A 24571-nucleotide genomic window follows, 5' to 3' on the forward strand; every position below is an offset into this window, starting at 1 on the left:
GCGCAGCCGAAGCCCCCACGTCAGGGACTCGGGGACCGTTGTCCGAGACCGTACGGCCGTACGAGATCGGCCGGTGGGGAACTTGCCTCCGCAACTTGCCGCGGGCAGGGCTGAGGGGCCCGACCGTCCCCTTACGGCCGGGCCCCCGTCAGTGGTGGTTCAGCGGTGGCTGAACCAGGCCATGGAGGACAGCGCCTTGTCGTCGTAGCCGAACAGGGCCTGGTTCTCCCAGCCGTTGCCGGAGCCGGCGTCGGTCGGATCCCAGCCGTTTCCGGTGACGGCGGTCCAGGTCGCCTCCCAGTAGAAGACGCCGAGCCCGCGGCCGTTCGGGACGGCCTCGACGATGTTCGCCACGGCGTTCATCCAGGCCAGCTGGCCGGCTGCGGTGGCCGGGTAGCCGGTGACCAGTTCGCTGGTGGTGTCGATCTGGTTCTCCAGCGAGTCGTCCTGGGCGAGGGTGAACGGGTAGGCCGTCTCGGCGACGAAGACCGGCTTGCCGTAGCGTGACGCCACGTCGTCCAGGGTGGTCTGGGCGGCGGCCAGCGAGCCGTGCCAGTAGCCGTAGTACGACAGCCCGATCACGTCGTAGTTGATGCCGTAGGTCTTGGCGTTGTCGAACCACCAGCGGACCGTGGCGTCGTCGCCCGCGTTGGCCAGGTGCAGGGCGACCTGGGTGCCGGAGGAGACCGCCTTGGCCGCGCTGTAGCCGGAGTTGATCAGCCCGGCGAGCTGCGACCAGTTGCTCGTGGAGCCCTCGGACCAGAGCATGCCGCCGTTGATCTCGTTGCCGATCTGGACCATGTCGGCTGTGGTGCCCTGGGACTTCAGCGCGTCGAGGACGTCGTACGTGTGGTTGTACACATCGGTCTTCAGCTGGCTGTAGGAGTCGTTCGCCCAGGCGGCGGGCTTGGTCTGGGCGCCCGGGTCGGCCCAGGTGTCCGAGTAGTGGAAGTCGACCAGCAGCTTCATGCCGGCCGCCTTGATGCGCTTGGCCATGGCCAGCACATGCGCCTTGTCGTTGTAGCCGTCGGCCGGGTTGACCCAGACCTTCAGGCGCGCGTAGTTCATCCCGGCGTTCTTGAGGATGGTGACCGCGTCCCCGGTGGTGCCGGAGCTGGTCTTGTAGACACCGCCCTTGGCCTCGCTCTTGGCGAGTGACGAGATGTCGGCGCCCTTGATGGACAGGCCCGTCGAACCGGACGCGAAGGTCAGGTCGTCGACGTTGATCCAGTTGCCCGCGTTGGCGTCGGAGTTGATGCTGACCGTGCACTGGTTGTTGGTGACCGCGATCGAGGTGACGATCCGGACCCAGCTGCTGGTGGAGACCGGCAGTTCGGTCCTCTGCTCCGAACTGCCGCAGTTCTTCAGGGATATGTAGGCGGAGTTCTGGCCGCCGCTGGAGCGGACCCAGGCGGTGAGCGTGTAGTTGCCGTTGGTCAGCCCCGACAGGTACTGGTACGTCTCCACCTTGTAGGCGGAGGCCGAGTAGTGGGTCAGGCGGTAACTGCCGCTGTGGCCACCGGACTCGGTGTACGAGGCGCCCGTGTCGCCGTACTCCGACCAGCCGGCGGGGCTGGCCACACCCGCGCCATCCGACTCGAAGCCGCCGTTGGTGAGCGTGCTCGCCGCCTGGGCGGACTGGACGGGCAGGGTGATCAGGGCGAGCCCGGCCGCGAGCGGCAGCAGCAGGGCTCTGATGGTGCGTCTGGGATGGAACATCATCGTCCGTCGTCCCTTCGACGTGACTGGGGAGGGGGTTCCTCCGGTGGGGCCGGAGGAGTGCCCCTCCGCCCGCGGCTCTCGTGGCACGCGCGGACGGAGGGGAGTCTCGGCGGACCCGGGCGCGGCGACCGGTCCGCGACACCGCGACCGGGCTCAGCCGTCGAGTCGTACGACCCGCACGGCACCCGCCGGGACCGCCAGATGGCCCGCGGCGCGCTCGCCCGTCAGCAGTTCGGTGCCGTGTGCCTCCAGGGGCACCTTGGCGTCGGTGGCGGTGTGGTTGATCGCGAACAGGAAGGTGCAGGAGCCCGCCTCTCCGGTGCGGCGGACGACCTCGACATCGCGGGGAAGGTCGGCACGGGGGGCGATCCGGGCGTCCTCGGCGGCCCGGCCGAGCAGGGCGTCCAGGCCCTGCGCGTCGAGCCGGGTGGACACGTACCAGGCGGTGCCCTCCCCCAGCTGGTGCCGGGTGACCGCCGGGCGGCCCGCGGTCAGGCCGTCAGCGTACGTCCAGACGGTCTCGGCGCCGGCCGGCACGACGAACTCGGTCCACACGTCACCGGTCAGCTCGGATCCGTCGGGGCCGGTGAGGCGCACCCGCTGGTCCTTCAGCAGCGGCGAGAACTCCTCCACGGTGAGGCCGAGGACCTCGCGCAGGGTTCCCGGGTAGGCGCCCTCGTGGACGGCGTCGTGCTCGTCGACGATCCCGGAGAAGTACGAGACGACCAGCGTGCCGCCGTTCTCGACGTACTCCCTGAGGTTGTCCCCGGCCGCCTCCGTCATCAGGTACAGAGCCGGTACGACGACAAGGGGATAGGCCGACAAGTCGCTTTCAGGGTGGGCGAAGTCGACGGTGAGGTGGCGGTCGTAGAGGGTCTCGTAGAAGGCGTCGGCGCGCTCGCGCGGGTCGTGGTCCTCGCTGGGGCGCCACTGCAGGTTCTGCGCCCACCAGGACTGCCAGTCCCAGAGGACCGCCACGTCGGCCTGGGTGCGGGTGCCCCGGATCTGGGCCAACGAGTCGAGGGACGCGCCGAGTTCGACGACCTCGCGCCACACCCGGGTCTCGGTGCCGCCGTGCGGGAGCATCGCCGAGTGGAACTTCTCGGCGCCGCGCCGGGACTGGCGCCACTGGAAGAACATCGCGCCGTCGGAGCCGCGGGCCACGTGGGCGAGGGAGTTGCGGGCCATCTGGCCGGGGGCCTTGGCGGGATTGCGGGGCTGCCAGTTGACGCCCGAGGTGGAGTGCTCCAGGAGGAGCCAGGGGGCGCCGGCGGCGACGGAACGGGTGAGGTCGGCCGCCATCGCGAGGTTGACGTGGGTACGGCGGCCGTCGGTGATCAGGTAGTGGTCGTTGGTGACCAGATCGACCTCGCGGCCCCAGGCCCAGTAGTCCATGGAGTCGCACTGGCTGAGGGCGGTCATGAAGTTGGTGGTCACCGGGACGCCGGGCGAGAGGCGGTGCAGGATGTCCCGCTCCATGCGGAAGTTCTCGCGGATGGTGGCGTCGGCGAACCGCTTGTAGTCCAGGGCCTGGCCCGGGTTGACGACCGTCGGGGTGGCGCGCGGCGGGTTGATCTGCCCCAGGTCCGTGTAGTGCTGGCCCCAGAAGGCCGTGCCCCAGGCCTCGTTGACCCCGTCGACCGTGCCGTACGTGTCCGCCAGCCAGCGGCGGAAGTGGGCGGCGCAGGAGTCGCAGTAGCAGGCCGAGACCGGGACGCCGTACTCGTTGTGGACGTGCCACATCGCGAGGGCCGGGTGGTCGCCGTAGCGCTCGGCGAGTCTGGTGGTGATCGCCGCGGCGGCCGCGCGGTAGTCGGCGTTGGAGTGGCAGATGGCGCCGCGCGAGCCGAACTCGTAGCGGACGCCCTCGGCGGTGACCGGCAGGGCCTCGGGGTGCGCCCGGTAGAACCAGGCGGGCGGTACGACCGTGGGCGTGCCGAGGTCGACGCGGATGCCGTTCTCGTGCAGCAGGCCGAGGATCCGGTCGAGCCAGCCGAAGTCGTACTCCCCCCGCGCCGGCTCCAGCAGGGCCCAGGAGAAGATCCCGACGCTCACCATCGTGACGCCGGCCTCGCGCATCAGCCGGACGTCCTCCTGCCAGACGTTTTCCGGCCACTGCTCGGGGTTGTAGTCCCCACCGAAGGCGAGCCTGGTGAGGCCCTTGGGGGTGGTCTCCGGCATGGATCTCTCCCGTTGAGTCGATCATTTGGGAACGTGCACAGACATGATTGGCGGCGTGAGCCCAACATAACCGCACAGCAACAACCATTGACAAGTGTCCGGGATGTTTCTCTACTGTGAACGCTCACAGAGCAGGGCACGGACTCGCGACGGGCGAGAATCCGGGTCTGCGCTCTCCGGAAAGCTCACACATTCATCTGCATGGCAGGTTCCCGCCACGGGCGGGGACCCAGGTCAGGGGAGAGATCCATGCCCAACACGAAGCGCGCTCGCCTCGTGGCATCCACCATCGCCATAGCCCTCGGCGCCACCGCCCTCGCCGCCTGCGGCTCGTCCGACGACAGCAAGGCCGACTCCGGTCCGGTCAACCTGACGTTCTGGAGCTGGGCACCGGGCATGGACAAGGTCGTCGACCTGTGGAACAAGGGTCCGGGCAAGAAGGACCAGATCACGGTCACCTTCAAGAAGCAGGCCTCCGGCGACACGCTGGTCACCAAGATCCTCACCGCGCACAAGGCGAAGACCGGCCCCGACCTGGTCCAGGCCGAGTACCAGGCGCTGCCGACACTGGTCAGCAACGGCGCCGTCGCCGACATCTCGAAGGAGATCGGCGACGCCAAGAGCAAGTTCGCCGACGGCGTCTGGGGCCAGGTCACGCTGGGCACGGACGCGGTGTACGCGGTGCCCCAGGACATCGGCCCGCTGATGTTCTACTACCGCGCGGACCTCTTCAAGAAGTACGGCCTGACGGTCCCCACCACCTGGGACCAGTTCGCCGAGACCGCCCGCGCGCTGAAGAAGAAGGCGCCCGACGTCGACCTGACCACGTTCTCCGCCAACGACGCCGGCCTCTTCGCGGGCCTGGCCCAGCAGGCCGGCGCCAAGTGGTGGACCACCTCCGGCAACAAGTGGAAGGTCGGCATCAACGACGCGGCCACCCAGAAGGTCGCCAAGTTCTGGGGCGGCCTGGTCAAGGAGGGCGCCATCGACAACCAGCCGATGTACACCCCGGCCTGGAACAAGGCGCTCGACACGGGCAAGCAGATCGCCTGGGTCTCCGCGGTGTGGGCGCCGGGCGTGCTGACCACGGCCGCGCCGTCCGCCAAGGGCAAGTGGGCCATGGCCCCGCTCCCCCAGTGGTCCGCGAACGAGGACGTCACCGGAAGCTGGGGCGGCTCCTCGACGGCCGTCACCACCGACTCCAAGCACCAGGCGGCCGCAGCCAAGTTCGCGGCCTGGCTGAACACCAACGGTGACGCGCTCGACACGATGGCCAAGGAGGGCGGAATCTACCCCGCCTCCACCTCCGCCCAGCTGAGCGGTGCCTTCTCCAACCCCCCGGCCTACTTCTCGAACCAGGCGGACTTCTACACCAAGGCCGCCGAGATCGCGAAGACCACGGCGGCCTCCGCGTGGGGCCCGAACGTGAACGTCGCCTACACGACCTTCAACGACGCGTTCGGCACCGCCGCCAAGAACAAGTCGGACTTCGTGACCGCCCTGAACACCATGCAGGACACCACGCTCGCCGACATGAAGAAGCAGGGCTTCGAGGTCTCTCAGTGACCAGCCCCGCACGCCGGAGGTCGTACGGGGTCAAGGGGGCCCCGTACGCCTTCCTCATCCCCGCCACTACCCTCTTCTCGCTGTTCTTCGTGCTGCCCATCGGGTACGCGGTCTGGCTCAGCTTCCGCAAGGTGCACGTCTCCGGCCTCGGCCTGGGCGCGGGCGCCCGCACGGAGGTCTGGGCCGGCCTGGAGAACTACAAGGACGCCCTCACCGACAACGAGTTCTACGACGGTGCGCTGCGTGTCCTCGGCTACGGCTGCATCGTCGTCCCGGTGATGCTCGGCCTCGCCCTCCTGTTCGCCCTGATGCTCGACTCCGAGCGGGTCCGCCTCACCCCGTTCACCCGGCTCGCGATCTTCCTGCCATATGCCATTCCCGGCGTCGTGGCCGCGCTGCTGTGGGGCTTCCTGTACCTGCCGGCCGTCAGCCCCTTCTACTACCTGCTCGACAAGCTGCACCTGCCACAACCCGACCTGCTGAGCGGCGGACCGCTGTACCTGGCCCTGTCCAACATCGCGATCTGGGGCGGTACCGGTTTCAACATGATCGTCATCTACACCTCGCTCAGGTCCATCCCGGCCGAGGTGTACGAGGCGGCGAAGCTGGACGGCGCCTCCCCGCTGCAGATCGCCCTGCGGATCAAGATCCCGATGGTGGCGCCCTCGCTGGTGCTGACCTTCTTCTTCTCGATCATCGCGACGCTCCAGGTGTTCAACGAGCCGATGACCCTCAAGCCCCTCACCAACTCGGTCAGCACCACCTGGAGCCCGCTGATGAAGGTCTATGTGGACGCCTTCGCCAAGGGGGACATCTACTCGGCGGCGGCCGAGGCGACCCTGATCGCCATCGCCACGCTGGTGCTGTCCTTCGGGTTCCTGCGGGCCGCGAACCGCCGCAACAAGCAGGAGGCAGCACAGTGAGTTCTCTTGCCGTCCGCAAGGCAGCCCCGGCGGCGGGTACGACACCGGGTACCGCTCAGGGCCCGCCGCTGCGCCGCCGTATCGCCCTGATCCCGACGATCACTCTGCTGCTCGGCGCGGTCTACACGCTCCTCCCGGTCGCCTGGGTGGTGATCGCGTCCACCAAGTCCGGCAGCGAACTGTTCTCCACGTTCACCTTCCTGCCCGGCACCGGCCTGATGGGCAACCTCAAGGATCTCAACGCCTACCGCGACGGCGTCTACTGGAAGTGGATGGGCAACTCCGCCCTGTACGCCGGCCTGGGCGCCCTGCTGTCGACGGGCGTCTCGGCCTTCAGCGGCTACGCCCTGGCGACGTACCGCTTCAAGGGCCGCGAGGCGATCTTCAACGTGCTGCTCGCGGGTGTGCTGATGCCCCCGATCATCCTGGCCATCCCGCAGTACCTGCTGATGGCCAAGGCCGGTCTCACGGACTCCTACCTGTCCGTGCTGCTGCCGCAGATCCTCTCCCCGTACGGTGTCTACCTCTCACGCGTCTACGCGGCCGCGGCCGTACCTGCCGACGTGGTGGAGGCAGGGCGGATGGACGGAGCGAGCGAGTGGCGGATCTTCACGCGGATCGCCATGCCGATGATGATCCCCGGCATGGTGACGGTGTTCCTGTTCCAGTTCGTGGCCGTGTGGAACAACTTCCTGCTGCCGTACATCATGCTCAGCGACGACGAGAAGTTCCCGATCACCCTGGGCCTGTTCACGCTGCTCCAGCAGGGCAACAGCCAACCGGCGCTCTACACCCTGGTGATCACCGGCGCGTTCCTGGCCGTCCTGCCACTCATCGCGCTCTTCCTGGTCATTCAGCGCTTCTGGAGCCTTGACCTGCTGTCCGGGGCCGTAAAGTCATGACCATGAGCAGCAGCAGTACGGGGGGCCGGCGCAGACCGCCGACGATCCACGACGTGGCGCGCGAAGCGGGCGTCTCACGGGGCACCGTCTCGCGTGTGCTCAACGGCGGGCACTACGTCAGTCCCGCCGCGCAGGAGGCGGTCAACGACGCCATCCGCCGGACCGGGTACGTCGTGAACCGGCACGCCCGGTCGCTGATCACCGGGCGTTCGGACTCCATCGGCTTCCTGCTGACCGAGCCCCAGGAGCGGTTCTTCGAGGACCCCAACTTCAATGTGCTGCTCAGCGGTTGCACCCAGGCACTGGCCGGGCACGACATCCCGCTGCTGCTGATGCTGGCGGGCACGAAGGACGAACGGCGGCGGATAACGCGGTACATCACCGCCGGGCACGTCGACGGGGTGCTGCTGGTCTCCAGCCACTCCGGCGACCGCGTCGCCGAGGAGCTGCGCGAGGCGGGGGTGCCCCTCGTGCAGTGCGGCAAGCCCATGGGCCCCGGCTCCAAGGTGAGTTACGTGGCGGCGGACGACCGGGACGGCGCCCGGGACATGGTCCGCCATCTGCTGGACACGGGCCGCCGCCGGATCGGCATGATCACCGGTCCGCTGGACACCCCTGGCGGTGTCGACCGCCTCGCCGGCTACCGGGAGGTGCTCACCGAGGCGGGCGCCGAGTCCGACGAGGGGCTCGTCGTCTCCGGCGACTACAGCCGGGCCAGCGGCGAGGCGGGCGCCGAGCGGCTGCTGGCGCAGGCCCCTGACATGGACGCCTTGTTCGTGGCCTCCGACCTGATGGCGCAGGGTGCCCTGGCGGCGCTGCACCGGGCGGGCCGGCGGGTGCCGGATGACATCGCTGTCGGCGGTTTCGACGACTCGGTCGCGGCGACGGAGGCTGTCCCCGCCCTGACCACGATCCGTCAGCCGTACGACCGGATCAGCGCGGAGATGGTGCGGTTGCTGCTGGCGCAGATCGGCGGGGAGGATCCGGCGGCGGTGATCCTGCCGACGGAACTGGTGGTCCGCGATTCTGCGTGAGCGCTCCGCTGGGGGTGCCGTGATATGCCGTCGGTCGTCTGCGGCCGCGTCGTGGCCGGCCGCGCAGTTCCCCGCGCCCGTTTGGGGCGCTGGACCGGTCAGGATCGGAGAAGCCTCGGTGGGCTTCCCCGGCCTAGCGTGGGATCACCGGCGAGGAACCCGTCGGGTCACTCATCCCAGAAGGAGAACGTCCCATGAGCGCAGGCGTGCAGACGATCATCTACCCCGTGAAGGACGCGGAGCGGGCCAAGGCCGTGTTCGGGGCGCTGCTGGGCGTGGAGCCGTACGCCGACACGCCGTACTACATCGGGTACAAGGCCGCCGGGCAGGATGTCGGTCTCGACCCGAACGGGCACGCCCAGGGGCTGACCGGGCCGACGCCGTTCTGGCACGTCACCGATCTGCGGGAGCGGCTCGCGGCGCTGGTGGAGGCCGGTGCCGAGCTGGTCCAGGACGCACGGGACGTCGGTAACGGCCGTCTTGTCGCCTCGGTGAAGGACGCCGACGGCAACATGGTGGGACTGCTCCAGGACCCGGTGGCCTGACCGTCGTACGACTGCTTGCACCCGCACTAGTTGCACACTCAACAGTTGGCTGAAACGGTGCTACGGTGCGGGTATGGCAGTCAAGACGGCCGAGGCCCGGCTCGAGGAACAGTGGCGGGACATCCTGTCGGTGCACGCGCGCACGATGTGCGAGATCGACCGGGCGCTCCATCCGCACGGGCTGGGCGCGAGCGATTTCGAGGTGCTCGATCTGCTGGCCACCGAGTCTCCCGCCGAGGGCGACCACTGCCGGGTGCAGAACCTGGTGGGACGGGTCCATCTGAGCCAGAGCGCGCTGTCCCGGCTGATCGGGAGGCTGGAGAAGGACGGCCTGGTGGAGCGGTCGGTGTGTGTCGAGGACCGGCGGGGCGTGTGGGTGGCGCTCACGGCGAAGGGGCGCGCGCTGCACGCCGAGGTACGGCCGTTGCAGCGGGCGGTGCTGGAGCGGACGCTGGCGGGTCCGGTCGGCTGACGTCCGCTGACGTGGCGGGCGGCTAGAGCAGGAACTCGATGCCGTCCGGGAGGACTTCCACCCCCTCCTCGGCCACCCGGGCGCGGGCCCGGGAGGCCGGGTCGACCAGGGGGTTCGTGTTGTTGAGGTGGGTGTAGATCCGGCGGGTGCGCGGGTGCCTGGCCAGCGCGGCCAGGCTGCCGTGCGGGCCGGAGACCGGGAGACGGCCCATCGTCGCCTGGCCGGGACCGGAGCGGACCGCGGTGCCCATCTCGTCGGCGGTGAAGAAGGTGCCGTCCAGCAGGACGCAGTCGGCCTCCGCGCACAGGTCGTCGAGCACGTCGCTCCAGGCGCCGACGCAGGGTGCGTAGAGCAGGACTCCCCCGGTGGCCAGGTCCTCGACCCGGTACGCCGTGACCCAGCGGCCGTCGGCCCCGGCGAGCGCCGCCGGTACGTACTTCGGGGCCATGGCGCTCACCGGATGGGCGGTGACGACCAGCCCGCCGGCCAGCACGAACCCGCCGTCGGCCAGGCTGTCGGCCCACTCCCAGGGGGTGTAGCGGTCGAGGGCGCCCCGGGCCGGGGCCAGGATCTCCAGCACCGGCGGGGCCGCGTAGACCTTGAGGTCCGGTGCCCCGTGCAGCACGGTCAGGCCGGTGACGTGGTCGGCCTCGGCGTCGGTGAGCAGCACTCCGCGCAGCGGGGTCTCCCGGGGACCCGGTCCGGGCCACAGCGCGGCGGTGGCGGTGAGCTGGGCGCGGATGTCCGGGGAGGCGTTGAGCAGCCACCAGTCCCGGCCGTTGCCGGTCAGGGCCACGCACTCCTGGGTACGGGAGGGCAGTTTGCCGTCCCGGGCGGCGGCGCACAGCGCGCAGGCGCAGTTCCACTGCGGGAACCCGCCACCGGCTGCGGTGCCCAGCAGGACGACCCTCACGACGATCCGCCCCTCTCGGTCTCCCCGGCCCCTGATGGGATCTTCCCTCAGGATGCGCCGCGCTACCCGCGAGTGGGGGGAACTTCCGGCCGTCCTGCGGGAGGCTGCCGGTCCGTGGGGCGCAGCGGTGGGATCGGCTGCGACGGGAAGTCGCGGGGGCCGGTCCACAGCGCCGGTACGGCGTCGCAGCGGCGGCACAGTTCGTAGGCGACGGCCTCGTAGTTGACCCGCCAGCCGTGGAAGTGCGGCCAGGCCTCCTCGGTACTGCGTTCGGCCCGGAAGCCCGTCTGCTCCAGCATGGCCACGGCCGCCTCGAACTCCGCGTAGGTCAGGTCGATGGGGGCGTCCGATGCGGGGTCGGTGTCGAAGGTCGCCCGTACGGAGGCGGCGATGTCGCGCAGTGCGGTGAAGCCGGCCCGCAGCACCAGACGGGCCGCCGGCGGCGCGGTGGCCGGGGCGAGGGCGAGCTGCATGGCCGCCGCGTCCATGACGGCGATCAGGCCGACCAGCCAGCTGCGGTAGGGGCGGGGCGAGCGGAACGCCAGCAGGACGGGATAGGTGGCGTGGCTCTCCCCCATGTCCGCGGCCAGCCGCTCCCAGGCCCGGTACAGCTCGGGCAGCGCGGTCTCGGTGTCGACCAGCCACTGCCGGGCGAGGATCTCCGGCCCCCAGGCGGGCTCGCCGGCCCGGGACTGGAGGAGGGTGACCTCCAGTTCGCGGCGGTTGTAGGCGGCGTACAGCGTGGGCAGGTAGGCGATCTGCAGGGCGATGACGACGGGGCCGGTGGCGGCGGCCACGAAGTCGAGCACGGACAGCCGCAGCCGGGCGCCGCTGGCGAAGCCGAGGGTGAACAGGCTGGAGCCCGCCTCCCGGAACGCGGTGCTCCAGGACAGCGGGGAGAAGGAGTACAGCAGCAGCCCGAAGCCGAGGAACGCCCCGCCCAGCCAGGCGGCGAGCATGCCGATCAGCATCAGCGGGGCGAGCCAGGTCTGGGCGCGGTCGATGGACCGGTAGCCGCCCCGGTGCGCGAAGAGGCAGAGCACCCGGCGCAGGCCCCACCAGAGCCGGTACACCAGCAGGGAGTACAGGCCCCGGGGGACCACGAGTGTGCGCAGGATGCTGCGCAGGACCAGGACGAGTACCAGTCCTCCGGCCACCCCGGAGATCCATTCCATGGCGCCATTCTGGCCCGCACGGCGGTCTCGCGGTGACCGGAACCCTTCGTCAGCCCGCCGGCCGGGCCAGCAGTGTGCGCACGCCCTCCGAGGTGAGGGTGAGCGCGTGCGCCGAACTGCCGTCGATGGCGAGGGAGAGGTTCTCGTCGGGCCACTGCGAGGCGAGCGCGCCGAGCGGCACCATGCGGTAGCGGGAGACCGTCGGCAGCAGGCCGGTCAGCTCTCCCTCCGAGGTGAACACCGGGACGACCGGATCGCCGTCGGGCCGTTCCAGGACGGGCAGCGCGATCATCGAGGGGTCGGCCGTCTCCGCGGCGTCGTCGGGCACCGGCACCAGCACGTCGCTGTGTGCGAGGGTGTCCAGCGCGGTACGGTCCTCGGCGTTCACGGCCAGCGTGTCGAGCGCCCGCTGGGCCGGCGTCGGGAAGTCGTCGTGTGCGGGTGTCTCCATGGCAGGTCCCCAGGTAGCGGTGGCGGTACAGGCCGGAACCGGCAGGGTGCCGGACGGCCACGGCACGCGTACCCGGTCGTGGCCGGGGCATGCGCCCGATCACCAGGGCTTTCAGGGGATCAGCGGGATGTCGTCCGAGGGCAGGCCCAAGCGGTCGCGTCCGACGCGGTGGGCGAGCGGTTCGGCCATGCTCGGGCCGACATGGGTCCAGTACGTCGCCGCGTCGCGGAAGTAGCGCTGCATCCGCTCGCCGTCGCGGGCGTGCCGCGAGCCCGCGGTGCGGAAGAGGATCCGCTGGAGGACGTCCCAGGCCAGGCGGCCGGCGTTCAGGAAGGTGAGGGCGAGGCGGTTGTCCTCGGCGGTGGTGAAGGGAGCGTCGCCGACGGCGTTGCGGTGGCAGGTCTCCATCCAGTCCTCGGCGGTGCGCCTGAGGGCGGCCTCCGCGGTGCCGATCATGCCGAGTGCCTCGCCGAGGTGGCGCTGGTAGTCGTCGAGTCCGGCGCGGGTGCGGCCGGGGTCCAGGGTCAGCGGGCGGGTGGGGAGGATCCGGGCGTACTCGTCGGCGGCCGCGTACGCGATGCCGATCATGACGGCGGCCAGTTCGGAGTGGAAGAAGCTCGGCGCGCGCCCGGCGTACATCGGGTTGCCGTGCAGCGCGGATCCGGTCGAGCCGCCCTCGACGGGCAGGTCCAGCAGGGTCGCCCGGAGCGTGAGGTACTCGGGGATGCGGGCCTGGTCGAGGCGGACGCTGTTGGAGCCGCTGCCGCGCAGGCCGAGCACGCCGTGCCAGTCGTCGACGACCGTCCAGGCCGGGCGCGGGGCGACGAACAGCACCGGCGGGCCGGGCGGGTCGCCGGGTTTCTCCGGGGCGGTCAGGGTCTGGCCGACGTAGTGCGTGGAGTAGGGGGCGCCCGAGGAGTACGGCCAGGTGCCGTCGAGGACGACGTGTCCAGTGCCGTCCGGGCGGGCGATGCCGACCGGGGCGACCGTGGAGGCGGCGCGGAAGTCGCCGTCGGGGCCGAAGATCTCGTCCTGTGCCCGTGCCCCGAAGACACTGGCGACCTGGAGGACATGGGCGGCGGTGAGGGACAGCGCCCAGCCGGTGGAGGGGCAGCCGCGGGCGGTCTCGGTGACCACGCGCAGGAACACCGGCAGGCCGAACTCGTAGCCGCCGTAGCGGCGCGGCTGGAGGATCCGGTAGAAGCCGGCCCGCAGGAAGTCCTCGTGGGTGGTCTTCGGGTAGTGCGTCAACTGTTCGGTCTCCGCCTGGCGTTCGCGCAGGGCGGACCGCAGCGCCACGGCCCGTTCGACCATGTCGCGTGCGCTGAGACCGGGTTCGGGAGCTGCGATCACGGTGCCTCCTGGCGGCCGGGGCCGTGTCTGCCGGGTTTGCCGACGCGATAGGGCGATTGAACACGGCGCGCACGGCGGACGTCCCGACCGGAAACCGCCAACCGGGTGGCGATGGCGGAACCAGGGGTGGTGCGGAGGCAGTTCCCCGTGGCACGTGCTTCGCGCTCTGTGCCGTGGCATCACTCGCCGCGTGGGGACAGGGGTAGGGGTAGCCGCGGAAGGTGACGGTCCGTATTTACCCCGTCACCCGTGCGACACGAGAGAAGGAAAGCGATGTCGGTCGAGACCGGTACGGCGCCCGCGGCGGGCGCCGAGGAGCGGGAGCAGCAGAGCCTCGGTACCGCCGCGGCACGGAACCTGACGACGACGACCAAGTCCGAACCCCAGATGCAGGAGATCAGCTCACGGTGGCTGACCCGCACGCTGCCGTGGGTGAACGTGCCGGGCGGCACGTATCGCGTCAACCGCCGGCTGTCGTATCTGGTCGGCGACGGCCGGGTGACCTTCGTGCGGACCGGGGCGCAGGTCAGCGTGGTCCCCGCCGAGCTGGGTGAACTGCCGCTGCTGCGCGGCTTCGAGGACGGCACCGCCCTGCAGGCGCTGGCGGCGCGGTTCGAGCAGCGGGACTACGCGCCGGGGCAGGTGATCGTCTCGGCCGGGCGTCCGGCCGACCATGTGTATCTGATCGCGCACGGCAAGGTGGAGCAGATCGGCGAGGGCCCGTACGGCGACGAGGCGGTCGTCGGGCTGCTCGCGGACGGTGACACGTTCGGCGGTCAGGTGCTCGCCGGTCTCGACGGCGCCTGGGACTTCACGGCGCGTGCGGCGACGGCCACCACCGTGCTGGCACTGCCGCACACGGCGTACCAGGAGGTGGCGGACCGGCACGCCGACCTGCGGGCGCATGTGGAACTGGCCGGGCTGGACGGGCACCGCGGGACGAACGCCTTCGGCGAGGCCGAGATCGAGCTCAGCGCGGGCCATGTCGGCGAGCCGGACATCCCGCACACCTTCGTGGACTACGAAATCGATCCACGCGAGTACGAACTGAGCGTCGCCCAGACCGTGTTGCGGGTCCACTCCCGGGTCGCCGATCTCTACAACAAGCCGATGAACCAGACCGAGCAGCAACTCAGGCTCACTGTACAGGCGTTGCGGGAACGTCAGGAGCACGAGCTGGTCAACAACCGGGACTTCGGGCTGCTCCACAACGCCGACTACGACCAGCGGATCTCCACTCACGCGGGCCCGCCGACCCCGGACGACCTGGACGAACTCCTCAGCATGCGGCGGGACACCACGCATCTGTTCGCCCATCCCCGGGCGATCGCCGCGTTCGGCCGGGAGTGCAACAAACGGGGGCTGTACTTCGGCAGTATCGACGTCAACGGTCACCATCTCCCCGCCTGGCGCGGGGTCCCCCTGCTCCCCTGCGGCAAGATCCCGGTCAGCGAGGCCCGCACCTCCTCGATCATCGCGATGCGGGCCGGCGAGGAGAACCAGGGCGTGGTCGGCCTCTTCCAGACGGGCCTGCCGGACGAGGTGGAGCCGGGCCTGAACGTCCGCTTCATGGGGATCAACGAGCAGGCGGTCATCTCCTACCTGGTCAGCACCTACTACTCGGCCGCCGTCCTGGTTCCCGACGCCCTCGGCATCCTGGAGAACGTGGAGGTGTCCCGCCGGGACTAGGGGCTGTCACCGGCCCAGCAGTTCGGTCACGGTCGTCACCCGGATCAGGGGGCGGTACAGGTCCAGCAGTTGGAGTGCCTTCGTGTGGGAGTCGTCGTCGGCGCCCGCGCAGGCGTCGGCGACGACCAGGACCTCGATTCCGGCGTCGGCCGCCGGCAGTGCGGTGGACAGGACGCAGCAGTCGGTGCTGACGCCGGTCAGGACCAGGCGGCCGTGCGGGGCGGTGCGGGCGGCGAGTTCGGGGGTCCACTTGCCGAACGTCGGGGCGTCCAGGACGACTTCGGCCCGGTCGGCGAACTCGTCGGTGAGCCGCCAGAGTCCGGCGTCCGGGGGCTGGAGCGCGAAGGGCCACCGGTCGTAGTAGGCCTGCCACGCTCCGGCGGGATGGGCCGGGGCGACGAAGCGGGTGAAGACCGTGCGGTGCGCGAAGGCCGGGAGCAGCCGTCGTACGCCTGCCGCCGCCTCGGGGTAGCGCGGGGCCGCCCAGGGGCCGGCGGGGTCGGCGAAGACGTGCTGCATGTCGATGACGGCCAGGAGGCCGGGCGGGGTGGTCATGCGGTCGTCGCCGGGGCGCTCGGGATCTCGGTTTCCTGGGTGTGGACCCGGCCGCGGGCCAGGACCAGGGTGCCGAGGAAGCCGAGCGCCAGGGCGGCCAGGACGCCGAGGTTGGCGTACGCCCAGGCGCCGGACTTGCCGCCGAGGCCGAGCGGGCCGAGGAGATAGCCCTGCCAGGTGAGCCAGCTCGCGGCGGTGTTGGTGACCAGGCCCCAGCCGAGGGCGGTGGCGGCGAGGGTGAGGAGCAGGGGCAGCGGCGGTACGTCGCCGTAGCGGCCGGCGGTGCGGTAGAGGCCGGCGTCGTCGTAGTCGCGGCGGCGCAGCGCAAGGTCGGCGAGCATGATGCCGCACCAGGCGGCGATGGGGACGCCGAGCGTGGTGAGGAAGCCCATGAACTGGCCGAGGAAGTCGTCGGCGAAGAAGACGATGTAGATCGAACCCGCGATCATCAGGACGCCGTCCACCAGGGCGGCGAGGTAGCGGGGCACGGGCAGACCCGCGGAGAGCAGGGCGAGGCCCGAGGAGTAGATGTCCAGGACCGCGCCGCCGACCAGGCCGAGGACGGCGACCACGGCGAAGGGGACCAGGAACCAGGTGGGGAGGATGGTCGTCAGCGCGCCGATGGGGTCCGCCGCGATCGCCTTGTCCAGGGGTGCGGAAGAGCCCGCGAGCAGGAGGCCGAAGACCAGCAGGAGCAGCGGGGCGGCCGAGCCGCCGAGGGTGGTCCAGCCGATCACGCCCCGGCTGGAGGACGTGCGGGGCAGGTAGCGGGAGTAGTCGGCGGCCGCGTTGACCCAGCCGAGGCCGAAGCCGGTCATCATGAAGACCAGCGCGCCGATGAACTCCTGGGCGGAGCCGGACGGGATCGCGCTCACCGTGGCCCAGTGGATGTGGTCGGCGACCAGCACGACGTAGACGACCGTGAGGACGCCGGTCACCACCGTGATCACCGTCTGCAGCCGCATGATCAGGTCGAAGCCCGTCACACCGCCGGCCACGGTCAGGGCGCAGACCACGACCAGGGCGACCACCTTGGTCTCGGTGCCGCCGCCCCAGCCGAGCCGGGTGAAGACGGTCGCGGTGGCCATCGTCGCGAGGGCGATGAGGACGGTCTCCCAGCCGACGGTGAGGACCCAGGAGACGACCGACGGCAGCCGGTTGCCCCGCACGCCGTACGCGGCGCGGCTGAGCACCATCGTGGGTGCCGAGCCGCGCTTCCCGGCGACCGCGATGAAGCCGCAGAGGAGGAACGAGGCGATGATGCCGACGACTCCGGCGGCGAGGGCCTGCCAGAAGGAGATTCCGAAGCCGAGCGCGAAGGCGCCGTAGCTCAGGCCCAGCACCGAGACGTTCGCGCCGAACCAGGGCCAGAACAGGGTGCGCGGGGTGCCCTTGCGCTCGGCGTCGCCGATCACGTCGAGCCCGTGCGTCTCGACCTGGAGCTGTCTGCCGGGTTCCCGTGTGTCCGCCATCGTCGACCCATCTGTCCAGGTGTGTTGGCTGGAGGCTAGGTCGGCACGTGTCGGGGGTCAAGGCGAATTGATCAGGCGGGAGCCGGGCGGCGCCCCGGTCGGCCCAACAGGATTTGACACCGCTGTCACCCCCCTCCAATCTATGATCATGAAATCCATTTTCAAAAGGAGGGACGGCTGACGATGCGTGTGGCTTTCGTCGGCAAGGGCGGCAGCGGCAAGACGACCCTGTCGGCCCTCTTCGCCCGCCGCCTGGCACGCTCCGGCGCGCCGGTCGTAGCGATCGACGGCGACATCAACCAGCACCTGGCCCACGCCCTCGGCCTCGCCGAGGACGAACTGTTCACCGCGCCCGCGCTGAGCTCGCGGACCGGTGAGATCAAGGACTACCTGCGCGGCACGAACCCCCGGATCGCGTCCCGGGCGGCCATGGTCAAGACGACCCCGCCGGGGCGCGGCTCACGGCTGCTGCGCCTGCTCGGGGACGACGAGGTGCACTCCCCCCACGTCCAGGAGGTCGGCGGGGTGCCCACGATGGTCACCGGGGCGTTCGCGGAGAGCGACCTCGGGGTGGCCTGTTACCACTCCAAGCTCGGCGCGGTGGAGCTCTACCTCAACCATCTGGTGGACGGCCCCGGCGAGTACGTCGTCGTCGACATGACGGCGGGCGCCGACGCCTTCGCCTCCGGTCTGTTCACCCGCTTCGACATGACGTTCCTGGTGGTCGAGCCGACCCGCAAGAGCCTGTCCGTGTACCGCCAGTACCGGGACCACGCGGCCGAGTTCGGGATCCCGGTCGCCGTGGTCGGCAACAAGGTCACCGGCGCGGACGACCTCGCCTTCCTGCGTGAGCGGGTGGGCGAGGACCTGCTGACGCACTGTGAGCTGTCGGCGTACGTCCGCGCCCAGGAACAGGGCCGGGGCGACGGCGAGCTGGAGGCGCACAACTCCCGGGCCCTGGACCGGCTGCGGACGGCCGTGGACGCACGGGGCAAGGACTGGGACGCCTTCCAGCGGCATGCCGTGGAGTTCCATCTCCGCAACGCCACCGCCTGGGCCGACGCGGCCACGGGCCAGGACCTGGCCGCCCAGGTCGACCCGGACTTCCGGCACGGGCCGGCGGCCCTGGCCGCCTTCGCCTGAGATCCCGATCTCCTCTCATACGAATCACACAACCCCCTGCCAACAGAACAGGACACCCAGACATGTCGCTCGACGTCTCCCCGCAGCTGCTCGCCGAAGCCGAGAACGGCGCGGTGCGGGAGGAGGACTTCGTGGAAACCGTCCGCACCTCACTGCCGTACGCGTACGACCTCATCGCCCGGCTGGCAGTCGAACTGCGGGACGGCAACGCCGAGTTCGCCGACAACCAGACCCCGCCGGCGTCGGAGAGGGAGCGCGGGCAGCTGCTGCGGGCGCTGTCCTCCGACGCGATCCGCAGCAGCCTGGAGCGGCACTTCGGGATCGCCCTCGCGTTCCAGAACTGCCACCGGGTCGCGGTGTTCCCGCCCGAGGCCCGGGGCGGGGAGACGCACACCCGCTTCACCTCGGCGCGCTCGCAGATCCTCAACCAGTCGCCGGAGTTCCGTGACTGCTGAGCCCAACGCCCGGCAGGAGGGCGCGTCCGGCGGCCTCCTGCCACCTTCACCTCGGCCCGTCAGCCGGCGACGATCTCGGCGAACCGCTCCGCGCCCACGTTGCCGCCGGACAGGATGACCCCGATCCGGCGCGGCAGCGGCGTCACACGGTGAGCGAGCAGTGCGGCCAGTCCGCTGGCGCCGCTCGGCTCCACGACGGTCTTCATCCGCTCGAAGGCGAACCGCATGGCGTCCCGGATCTGGTCGTCGGTGACCAGCGAGATGTCGTCCACCAGGCGCCGGTTGACGGAGAAGGTGAGCTCGCCGGGGATGTCGGCCGCCTGACCGTCGGCGATGGTGCGGGGCACCTCGATGGACACCCGGCGGCCCGCCGCCAGGGACCGCCTGGTGTCGTCCCCGGCCTCCGGCTCGACCCCGACGACCCGGATCCCGGGCAGCAGCCCCTTCGCGGCCGTGGCGCTGCCCGCGATCAGACCGCCGCCCCCGACCGGCACCATCAGGGCATCCAACTCGCCGACTTCCTCGATGAGTTCCAGGGCGGCCGTGCCCTGTCCCGCGATCACGTGCGGATGCTCGTACGGCGGAACGAGGGCGAGTCCGCGATCCGCCGCGAGGGCCTTGCCGATCGCCTCCCGATCGCCGGTGTAGCGGTCGTACGTCACGATCTCCGCGCCGTATCCGGCCGTCGCCTCCAGCTTGGAGCGCGGGGTGTCCTCGGGCATCAGGATCACTGCGGTGGTGCCCAGTTCGCGGGCGGCGAGCGCGACGGCCTGGGCGTGGTTGCCGGAGGAGTAGGCGGCGACACCCTTGGCCAACTGCTCGGCCGGCAGCCGGGACACGGCGTTGTAGGCACCCCGGAACTTGAAGGCGCCGATGCGCTGGAGGTTCTCGCACTTCAAGAAGACCTCGGCGCCCACCAGTTCGTCCAGGGTGCGCGAGCGCAGCACGGGAGTGCGGTGGGCGACCCCCTTGATCCGCGCGGCCGCGTCGTGCACGTCCTGGAGGGTCACGGGCGGGGTGTCGGTCATCTTCGTCCTCCGTTCTGGGCGCCGTCGGCGCCGGATGCGCGTGGATCACTACGGTGCGGCCCCGGCCGTTCACCGTCGACCGTCTGGACTTATTGTCTACCACCTGGACTCAATGTCCAGATGCGGCCGCGGAGTCGATCGGACCCCCGGCGCCGGTTCCGCCGGAACCGCCCGAACCGCCGTGGCCGTTCAGCCGAGCTCGACCACCCTCGCCCACGCCGGCGGTGCGTCCGGTACGTAGTCGGGGTCGTTCTCGTGCCACGAGGTGCCCGAGTGCCGCCGGGGGAACAGTCCCACCACCGTCCGGCAGGACGGCTGCGTCCCGGGCCAGGGTGTCTGGCCGTCGGTCAGGACCACCACGACGTCCGGTGCCGGGCTCGCCCGCAGCGCCCGGGCGAAGCCCGCCCGCAGATCCGTACCGCCGCCGCCCATCAGCGCGATGCCCTCCGCGCGGCACAGCGGCTGCACGGTCCGGGCGGCCGCGTCGCAGGACAGCACGCTGACCAGGTCCCGGCGGCCGCCGACGGCTCGGGCGATGGCGGCCACCTCCAGCAGGGCCGTGCCCAGTTCGGCGTCGCTGACCGAGCCGGAGGTGTCGATGACGACGGAGACCCGGGGCGGGCGGCGGCGCAGGCTCGGCAGGACCACCCCGGGCAGGCCGGCCGAGCGGCGCGACGGACGGCCGTAGGTGTAGTCGTCGCCGGCGCCCGCGGCCGAGGCCGCCGAGCGGACCGCCGCGCCCAGCAGCTCCCGCCACGGCTGGGGCGGATGGAAGGCCTCCTCCGCCCAGCGCCGCCAGCCCGCCGGGGAGTCGCCCGGCCGGCCGGTGATGGCCTGCGCCACCCGGAACCGGACGCCGTCCCGCTCCTGATCGCTGAGGCCGTGGGCGCCGTCCGGGCCCAGGTCCCACTCCCGGTCGCGGCCGTCGGCGCCGCTGCCGCAGTCGAGCCAGGTGAGGCTCTGCGTCAGCGGTCCGAGCCGGAACAGGCGCAGGTAGTCCTCCATCAGCTCGCCTTCGGGCAGTTGCAGCATGATCGGCCGGACGGCGCCTCGGGGCGTGACCAGCCCGTCGCCGTACACGTCGTCGTTGATCTCCAGGTCCGCCGCGATGTTCATGCGCAGCCGTTCTCCGGGGCCGGTCAGCCCGCGTTCCCTGGCGACCCGGTCGCTGCGCGCGTGGTGGTCGCGCAGCAGGTGCGACACCTCGTGGACCCACACCCCGGCCAAGTCCTCCTCCGGCATCAGGTCCACGAACGTGGGCGAGACGTAGCACCGCCAGTGCCGGTCGACGGCCATGGTCGGCACCTGCCGGGACTCCACGACGTGCAGGGCGAACAGGGCCGTCGCGAGGTACGGCCGGGCCCGGGCGGCCTGCAGCCGGGCGGCGTAGAGCTTGTCGAGGTCCAGTGACCCGGTCGGTTCCGCGTTCCTGGTCCCGGTCGGTTCCGCGTTCGTCGACGCAGCCGTTTCCGCCTTCATCGGCCTGCCTTCGCGGCGGCACGCTCCGCCGCCCGGTCGGCCCGGCGGGACACGGACACGACTCCGGCGAGGCGTTCCACGGCGGCCGGGACCTCCCAGTCGTCCCGGCGGAGCGAGGCCAGGGTGGTGGCCGGGACCACCACCAGGTCGGGGGCTCCGGTGTCCAGCGCCCGCACCAGCAGCGCCCAGGCCGCGTCCCAGCGGGACCGGTCCGGCCGTTCGCGGACCGCGGCGACCACACCGTCGAGCACGGCCTGGCGCAGATCGCCGCGCTCGGGCAGGTCGGCCGTGTCCGGGGCGGCGAGCAGTGTCTCGGGGTCCGGGAGTTCCATCAGGTCCACGCTCGCCAGCAGTTCGAGCCCCGGCCCGTCGCCGACCGTGCCGCGGACCAGTAGGGAGAGCACGTCCCTGGAGGAGCCGGCGGCGTGTGCGAAGGCGACCAGGCGCAGCGTCATGTCCCAGCTGCGGGGCGACGGCCAGGCGCCGCCGCGCCGCATCTCGCCGCTGGGCAGCCGGTGCACGAGGGCGGGGCGGGTGGCGAGCAGGCCGCACACCGCGCGGCGCGCGAAGTCCACGGCGGCGGGCAGCCGGTCCGGATCGAGCCGGGGCAGGGTGGCCCGGGGCCAGGTGCCGCCGAGGCCGCGCACGACGACCTCGTGGTCATGGGACCACTGGAGGTGCACGAAGCGGTTGGCCAGCGGCGGGCTCAGCTCCCAGCCGTCGGCCGCCGACCCGCGCGGGTTGGCGGCGGCCACGATCCGTACGCCGGGCGGCAGCCTGAGGGCACCCACGCGACGCTCCAGGACCAGCCGGAGGAGGGCGGCCTGCACGGCCGGTGGCGCGGTGGACAGTTCGTCGAGGAACAGCAGGCCCCGGCCGGCCTTCACCAGCCGCACCGCCCAGTCCGGCGGGGCCATCGGGACACCCTGGACGGCGGGGTCGTCCCCTACGACGGGCAGCCCGGAGAAGTCGGACGGCTCGTGCACGCTGGCGATCACCGTGGTCAGCGGCAGGTCGAGCGCCTCGGCCAGCCGGGTGAGCGCCGCGGTCTTGCCGATCCCGGGCTCGCCCCACAGCAGGACGGGCAGGTCGGCCGCGACGGAGAGGGTGAGCGCCTCCAGCTGGGTGTCGGGGCGGGGTTCGGTGGTGGAGTCGCCGAGCAGCGTCAACAGCTCGTCGGCGACATCGAGTTGGGCAGCGGTACGCAGGGGCATGTCTGATCACCTTGGTGTGGGAGGGCAGGCGGGCGTCGGCACCGGGTGGCGGCCGCGAGGGGGGACATCAGCGGAGGATGCGTGTCGGCAGCGAAGGTGCGTCAGTTGTGGATGCGCGTCGGCAGCGGATGCACATCGGCAGCGAGCGGGCTTCAGCAGCAGATGTGCGTCAGCAGTGTCAGCAGTGTCAGCAGTGGAGGTACGTCAGCAGCAGATCCGTGTCAGCGCCAGGTGGCGGGGCGTGGGCCCGGGCGTGGGTCGCGGAGGCGGCGGCTGCGCCGCTGTCGCCGGGCCCGGACGGGCCCGTTGCGGGATCCGGCGAGACCCGCCCGGTAGAGGCCGTAGGCGACGCGCCGTCGCGCCGCCGCCTCCAGTTCGTCCCGCAACGGGCCGTCGCGCAGCACGGCTTCGGGCCCCAGCAGTTCTTCGACGACGGCGAGTGCGCCGGCCATGTCCCCGTGGTCGAGGCGTTCCCGGACTCCGGTGAGGCAGTCGGGACGGCGGTGTGCCTCGTCGATGACCCGCAGGCAGGGCAGCGGCGGGCCGCCGAGCGCCACCAGCAGTTCCTCGCGCCGCAGTTGGTCCGGGGAGTGGTCCAGCGGGGACAGCACCCCGTCGACCATGCCGATCCGGTGCCGGGCGCCCCGGCAGTCCACCAGGCGTGCCTGCCCGGCCGGGTCGGGACGCACCGCCCGACCGGACGGGAGATACCCGGGGACGAGCGCGGCGGCGACCAGCGGATGCAGCCGGTCCGCGTCGATCAGCCCGGCGCGCAGCAGCTCCAGGTCGGGGAGGGTCCAGGTGGCCGCGTCGGGCAGGACGGGCAGCGCGCCGGTGTCCGTGTCCCGGCCGGTGCTCGTCGTTCCGTCGGCCGCGAGGTGCAGCGCGATCCGCTGCCGCCCGCCCAGCCGCACGGTGACCGTTCCGCTCTGACGCCCTTCGGCGCGGAGCACGATCCGGGCCTCGTCCGCCCATCGGCCCGTGGCGCACAACGACGGTTCGGCGCCCGGCTGTTGGTCGGCGCCCGAACGGGTCCGCAGTTCACCGGCGGCGCCGGCGTCCCAGAGATGGCGGTGCAGGTCGAACCGGAACCGGCGGCTGGGGTGTGGATGCGGATGCTCCCGGGCGGCGGGCTCGCCCAGTGTGCCGTCCCAGAGCGCGAGGCTGATCCGCTGTCCGGCGTCCGCCCAGGCCGGCGGTGTCCGCACCACGAGGTGCAGGGCGCCTTTCCCGGCATCGGAACGGGTCCCGGCGTCGTAACGGGCGAGCGGCATGGTCAGTCCGGGGCGCAGCAGCCCGTCGGGGGCGATCCTCGGCAGGTGCCAGCGCAGCAGGTCGGGGGCGAGCCGGCGCAGGTCGGCACGGATCCGGTCCCTCATGTCCCGGCCCCAGGTGCGCGTCAGGGCGCCGAGGTCGAGATCGACGTCGACATGGGCGGCGGCACAGGCCCCGGCCCAGTCCCCGGCGTTCCGGCGGGCGGTCGCGGTCTCGATCATGGTGGGCGGCACGGCGAACTCGCGCACGCGCTGCCAGCGGGAGAGGCGGGTGTCCTCGTTCGCGATATGAGTGCCCATCAGCAATCACCTTGCGCGGACGGGACCCCCGATCTGTCATCGGAGTGAGTGGTCATCGCGGGGAGCATACGGCGCGCCCGCCGCGTTCGGCCACGCAATTACGGACCGGGCCCGCACGTGACGCGGATCACCTTGATCAAGTGCAGCGTTCTGCGGGTCCCAGAGTCTTTTCCCAGGTGTAGGCAGCCGGGGAGAGCGGGGACCGTGGGAATGGAGCAGGCTCGGGCCGTTGAGTACGACGAGTTCGTGGCGGCCCGTTGGTCGGGGTTGTTCCATCTTGCCCGTCTGCTCACCGGTGGCGATCGGCATCGGGCCGAGGACTTGTTGCAGGAGTCCTTGGTCAAGTTGTGGTTCGTCTGGCCGAAGATCGCCGACGAGGCGCCGGAGGCGTACGTCCGCAAGGTCCTCGCCCGCGCGGCCGCCCGCTCGGCCCGGCGGCGCTGGTGGGGCGAGCGTCCCGTGGAGGAGCTGCCGGAGGTCGCGGCGGCCGGCGACATGTCGGCGATCGTCGCCGAGCGGTCGCGTCTGGAGGCGGCGCTCGCGCTGCTGACCCCGCGCCAGCGGGCCGCGGTCGTCCTGCGCTACTACCAGGACCTGCCCGACCGGCAGGTCGCGGAGGTGCTGGGGTGCCCGGTGGGCACCGCCCGGTCGCACGCGGCGCGCGGTGTGGCCCGGCTGCGTGAGCTGTTGTCCGACGCCATCGAGCCGGTGAGGTGAGGGAGAAG

The 24571-nt window shown here is 71.5% G+C and carries 22 protein-coding genes; 10 read left to right on the plus strand and 12 right to left on the minus strand.

The window, feature by feature from the left end; translation table 11 throughout:
- Nucleotides 1-159: 159 nt before the first annotated feature.
- Nucleotides 160-1719, minus strand: coding sequence for a glycosyl hydrolase 53 family protein (locus tag EDD90_RS03620; protein WP_123980840.1), 1560 nt, complete (start codon nt 1717-1719; stop codon nt 160-162).
- A gap of 156 nt (nt 1720-1875) precedes the next feature.
- The gene (locus tag EDD90_RS03625) at nt 1876-3903 is read right to left on the minus strand and encodes a beta-galactosidase (protein WP_123971708.1); all 2028 of its coding nucleotides are present in this window, start codon (nt 3901-3903) and stop codon (nt 1876-1878) included.
- A gap of 249 nt (nt 3904-4152) precedes the next feature.
- Between EDD90_RS03625 and EDD90_RS03630 the strand changes: the two genes are divergently transcribed.
- The 6 genes from EDD90_RS03630 (at nt 4153) to EDD90_RS03655 (ending at nt 9345) form a co-directional block, all read left to right on the plus strand.
- Nucleotides 4153-5469 carry an ABC transporter substrate-binding protein gene (locus tag EDD90_RS03630; protein ID WP_123971709.1) on the plus strand — a complete coding sequence of 439 codons (1317 nt, stop codon included), beginning with the start codon at nt 4153-4155 and terminating at the stop codon, nt 5467-5469.
- Nucleotides 5466-6392 carry a carbohydrate ABC transporter permease gene (locus EDD90_RS03635; protein WP_123971710.1) on the plus strand — a complete coding sequence of 309 codons (927 nt, stop codon included), beginning with the start codon at nt 5466-5468 and terminating at the stop codon, nt 6390-6392. The genes EDD90_RS03630 and EDD90_RS03635 overlap by 4 nt, the downstream gene beginning before the upstream one ends.
- Nucleotides 6389-7294, plus strand: coding sequence for a carbohydrate ABC transporter permease (locus EDD90_RS03640; RefSeq protein ID WP_123971711.1), 906 nt, complete (start codon nt 6389-6391; stop codon nt 7292-7294). The genes EDD90_RS03635 and EDD90_RS03640 overlap by 4 nt, the downstream gene beginning before the upstream one ends.
- Nucleotides 7295-7296: 2 nt before the next feature.
- Nucleotides 7297-8328 carry a LacI family DNA-binding transcriptional regulator gene (locus EDD90_RS03645; RefSeq protein WP_123971712.1) on the plus strand — a complete coding sequence of 344 codons (1032 nt, stop codon included), beginning with the start codon at nt 7297-7299 and terminating at the stop codon, nt 8326-8328.
- 194 nt (nt 8329-8522) lie between these two features.
- Entirely contained in the window at nt 8523-8873 is a 351-nt protein-coding gene (locus EDD90_RS03650) for a VOC family protein (protein WP_123971713.1), read from the plus strand.
- A gap of 73 nt (nt 8874-8946) precedes the next feature.
- Nucleotides 8947-9345, plus strand: a complete 399-nt coding sequence (locus EDD90_RS03655) for a MarR family winged helix-turn-helix transcriptional regulator (RefSeq protein WP_123971714.1) — start codon at nt 8947-8949, stop codon at nt 9343-9345.
- Nucleotides 9346-9367: 22 nt separating this feature from the next.
- On the opposite strand, the gene pqqB is transcribed toward EDD90_RS03655, so the two are convergent.
- The 4 genes from pqqB to EDD90_RS03675 form a co-directional block, all read right to left on the minus strand.
- Nucleotides 9368-10258 (minus strand): pyrroloquinoline quinone biosynthesis protein PqqB, encoded by an 891-nt coding sequence (gene pqqB / locus EDD90_RS03660; RefSeq protein WP_123971715.1) that lies wholly within the window; start codon nt 10256-10258, stop codon nt 9368-9370.
- A 62-nt stretch (nt 10259-10320) separates the two neighbouring features.
- A complete protein-coding gene (locus EDD90_RS03665; protein ID WP_123971716.1) occupies nt 10321-11433 on the minus strand; it encodes a hypothetical protein in 1113 nt (370 codons plus the stop codon).
- A gap of 49 nt (nt 11434-11482) precedes the next feature.
- Nucleotides 11483-11884 (minus strand): SseB family protein, encoded by a 402-nt coding sequence (locus EDD90_RS03670; RefSeq protein WP_123971717.1) that lies wholly within the window; start codon nt 11882-11884, stop codon nt 11483-11485.
- A 111-nt stretch (nt 11885-11995) separates the two neighbouring features.
- Nucleotides 11996-13237, minus strand: coding sequence for an acyl-CoA dehydrogenase family protein (locus EDD90_RS03675; protein ID WP_123971718.1), 1242 nt, complete (start codon nt 13235-13237; stop codon nt 11996-11998).
- A 273-nt stretch (nt 13238-13510) separates the two neighbouring features.
- On the opposite strand from EDD90_RS03675, the gene EDD90_RS03680 reads away from it, so the two are divergent.
- A complete protein-coding gene (locus EDD90_RS03680) occupies nt 13511-14926 on the plus strand; it encodes a family 2B encapsulin nanocompartment shell protein (RefSeq protein ID WP_123971719.1) in 1416 nt (471 codons plus the stop codon).
- Between the two features lie 6 nt (nt 14927-14932).
- On the opposite strand, the gene EDD90_RS03685 is transcribed toward EDD90_RS03680, so the two are convergent.
- Together EDD90_RS03685 and EDD90_RS03690 are read right to left on the minus strand one after the other, a co-directional pair.
- The gene (locus EDD90_RS03685; RefSeq protein ID WP_123971720.1) at nt 14933-15481 is read right to left on the minus strand and encodes a cysteine hydrolase family protein; all 549 of its coding nucleotides are present in this window, start codon (nt 15479-15481) and stop codon (nt 14933-14935) included.
- Nucleotides 15478-16953: a cytosine permease gene (locus tag EDD90_RS03690; RefSeq protein ID WP_123971721.1), complete on the minus strand. Its 1476-nt coding sequence runs from the start codon at nt 16951-16953 to the stop codon at nt 15478-15480. The genes EDD90_RS03685 and EDD90_RS03690 overlap by 4 nt, the downstream gene beginning before the upstream one ends.
- A gap of 183 nt (nt 16954-17136) precedes the next feature.
- Here EDD90_RS03690 and EDD90_RS03695 point away from each other — a divergent pair, with 183 nt between their 5' ends.
- Together EDD90_RS03695 and EDD90_RS03700 are read left to right on the plus strand one after the other, a co-directional pair.
- A complete protein-coding gene (locus EDD90_RS03695; protein ID WP_123971722.1) occupies nt 17137-18096 on the plus strand; it encodes an adenylyl-sulfate kinase in 960 nt (319 codons plus the stop codon).
- Between the two features lie 62 nt (nt 18097-18158).
- Nucleotides 18159-18551: an SCO5389 family protein gene (locus EDD90_RS03700; RefSeq protein WP_123971723.1), complete on the plus strand. Its 393-nt coding sequence runs from the start codon at nt 18159-18161 to the stop codon at nt 18549-18551.
- Between the two features lie 59 nt (nt 18552-18610).
- On the opposite strand, the gene EDD90_RS03705 is transcribed toward EDD90_RS03700, so the two are convergent.
- From EDD90_RS03705 to EDD90_RS03720, 4 genes are all read right to left on the minus strand, one after another.
- On the minus strand, nt 18611-19579 hold the full coding sequence (locus tag EDD90_RS03705) for a threo-3-hydroxy-L-aspartate ammonia-lyase (RefSeq protein WP_123971724.1): 969 nt from the start codon (nt 19577-19579) through the stop codon (nt 18611-18613).
- A gap of 189 nt (nt 19580-19768) precedes the next feature.
- Nucleotides 19769-21058, minus strand: a complete 1290-nt coding sequence (locus tag EDD90_RS03710; RefSeq protein ID WP_123971725.1) for a DUF2201 family putative metallopeptidase — start codon at nt 21056-21058, stop codon at nt 19769-19771.
- Complete coding sequence (locus EDD90_RS03715; RefSeq protein WP_123971726.1) at nt 21055-22272, minus strand: MoxR family ATPase; 1218 nt, start codon at nt 22270-22272, stop codon at nt 21055-21057. The genes EDD90_RS03710 and EDD90_RS03715 overlap by 4 nt, the downstream gene beginning before the upstream one ends.
- Nucleotides 22273-22493: 221 nt before the next feature.
- A complete protein-coding gene (locus tag EDD90_RS03720; RefSeq protein ID WP_123971727.1) occupies nt 22494-23846 on the minus strand; it encodes a hypothetical protein in 1353 nt (450 codons plus the stop codon).
- Between the two features lie 210 nt (nt 23847-24056).
- Between EDD90_RS03720 and EDD90_RS03725 the strand changes: the two genes are divergently transcribed.
- Nucleotides 24057-24563, plus strand: coding sequence for a SigE family RNA polymerase sigma factor (locus tag EDD90_RS03725; protein ID WP_123971728.1), 507 nt, complete (start codon nt 24057-24059; stop codon nt 24561-24563).
- Nucleotides 24564-24571 lie beyond the last annotated feature (8 nt).

Origin of the sequence: Streptomyces sp. Ag109_O5-1, from assembly GCF_003814875.1 — a bacterium.
Classification (GTDB): Bacteria; Actinomycetota; Actinomycetes; order Streptomycetales; family Streptomycetaceae; genus Streptomyces; species Streptomyces sasae.

Coding starts and splice junctions, on each gene's coding strand:
- EDD90_RS03620 (WP_123980840.1), bottom strand. CDS start 1,719: ATGTTCCATCCCAGACGCACCATCAGAGCCCTGCTGCTGCCGCTCGCG.
- EDD90_RS03625 (WP_123971708.1), bottom strand. CDS start 3,903: ATGCCGGAGACCACCCCCAAGGGCCTCACCAGGCTCGCCTTCGGTGGG.
- EDD90_RS03630 (WP_123971709.1), top strand. CDS start 4,153: ATGCCCAACACGAAGCGCGCTCGCCTCGTGGCATCCACCATCGCCATA.
- EDD90_RS03645 (WP_123971712.1), top strand. CDS start 7,297: ATGAGCAGCAGCAGTACGGGGGGCCGGCGCAGACCGCCGACGATCCAC.
- EDD90_RS03650 (WP_123971713.1), top strand. CDS start 8,523: ATGAGCGCAGGCGTGCAGACGATCATCTACCCCGTGAAGGACGCGGAG.
- EDD90_RS03655 (WP_123971714.1), top strand. CDS start 8,947: ATGGCAGTCAAGACGGCCGAGGCCCGGCTCGAGGAACAGTGGCGGGAC.
- EDD90_RS03665 (WP_123971716.1), bottom strand. CDS start 11,433: ATGGAATGGATCTCCGGGGTGGCCGGAGGACTGGTACTCGTCCTGGTC.
- EDD90_RS03670 (WP_123971717.1), bottom strand. CDS start 11,884: ATGGAGACACCCGCACACGACGACTTCCCGACGCCGGCCCAGCGGGCG.
- EDD90_RS03680 (WP_123971719.1), top strand. CDS start 13,511: ATGTCGGTCGAGACCGGTACGGCGCCCGCGGCGGGCGCCGAGGAGCGG.
- EDD90_RS03685 (WP_123971720.1), bottom strand. CDS start 15,481: ATGACCACCCCGCCCGGCCTCCTGGCCGTCATCGACATGCAGCACGTC.
- EDD90_RS03690 (WP_123971721.1), bottom strand. CDS start 16,953: ATGGCGGACACACGGGAACCCGGCAGACAGCTCCAGGTCGAGACGCAC.
- EDD90_RS03695 (WP_123971722.1), top strand. CDS start 17,137: ATGCGTGTGGCTTTCGTCGGCAAGGGCGGCAGCGGCAAGACGACCCTG.
- EDD90_RS03700 (WP_123971723.1), top strand. CDS start 18,159: ATGTCGCTCGACGTCTCCCCGCAGCTGCTCGCCGAAGCCGAGAACGGC.
- EDD90_RS03705 (WP_123971724.1), bottom strand. CDS start 19,579: ATGACCGACACCCCGCCCGTGACCCTCCAGGACGTGCACGACGCGGCC.
- EDD90_RS03710 (WP_123971725.1), bottom strand. CDS start 21,058: ATGAAGGCGGAAACGGCTGCGTCGACGAACGCGGAACCGACCGGGACC.
- EDD90_RS03715 (WP_123971726.1), bottom strand. CDS start 22,272: ATGCCCCTGCGTACCGCTGCCCAACTCGATGTCGCCGACGAGCTGTTG.
- EDD90_RS03720 (WP_123971727.1), bottom strand. CDS start 23,846: ATGGGCACTCATATCGCGAACGAGGACACCCGCCTCTCCCGCTGGCAG.
- EDD90_RS03725 (WP_123971728.1), top strand. CDS start 24,057: ATGGAGCAGGCTCGGGCCGTTGAGTACGACGAGTTCGTGGCGGCCCGT.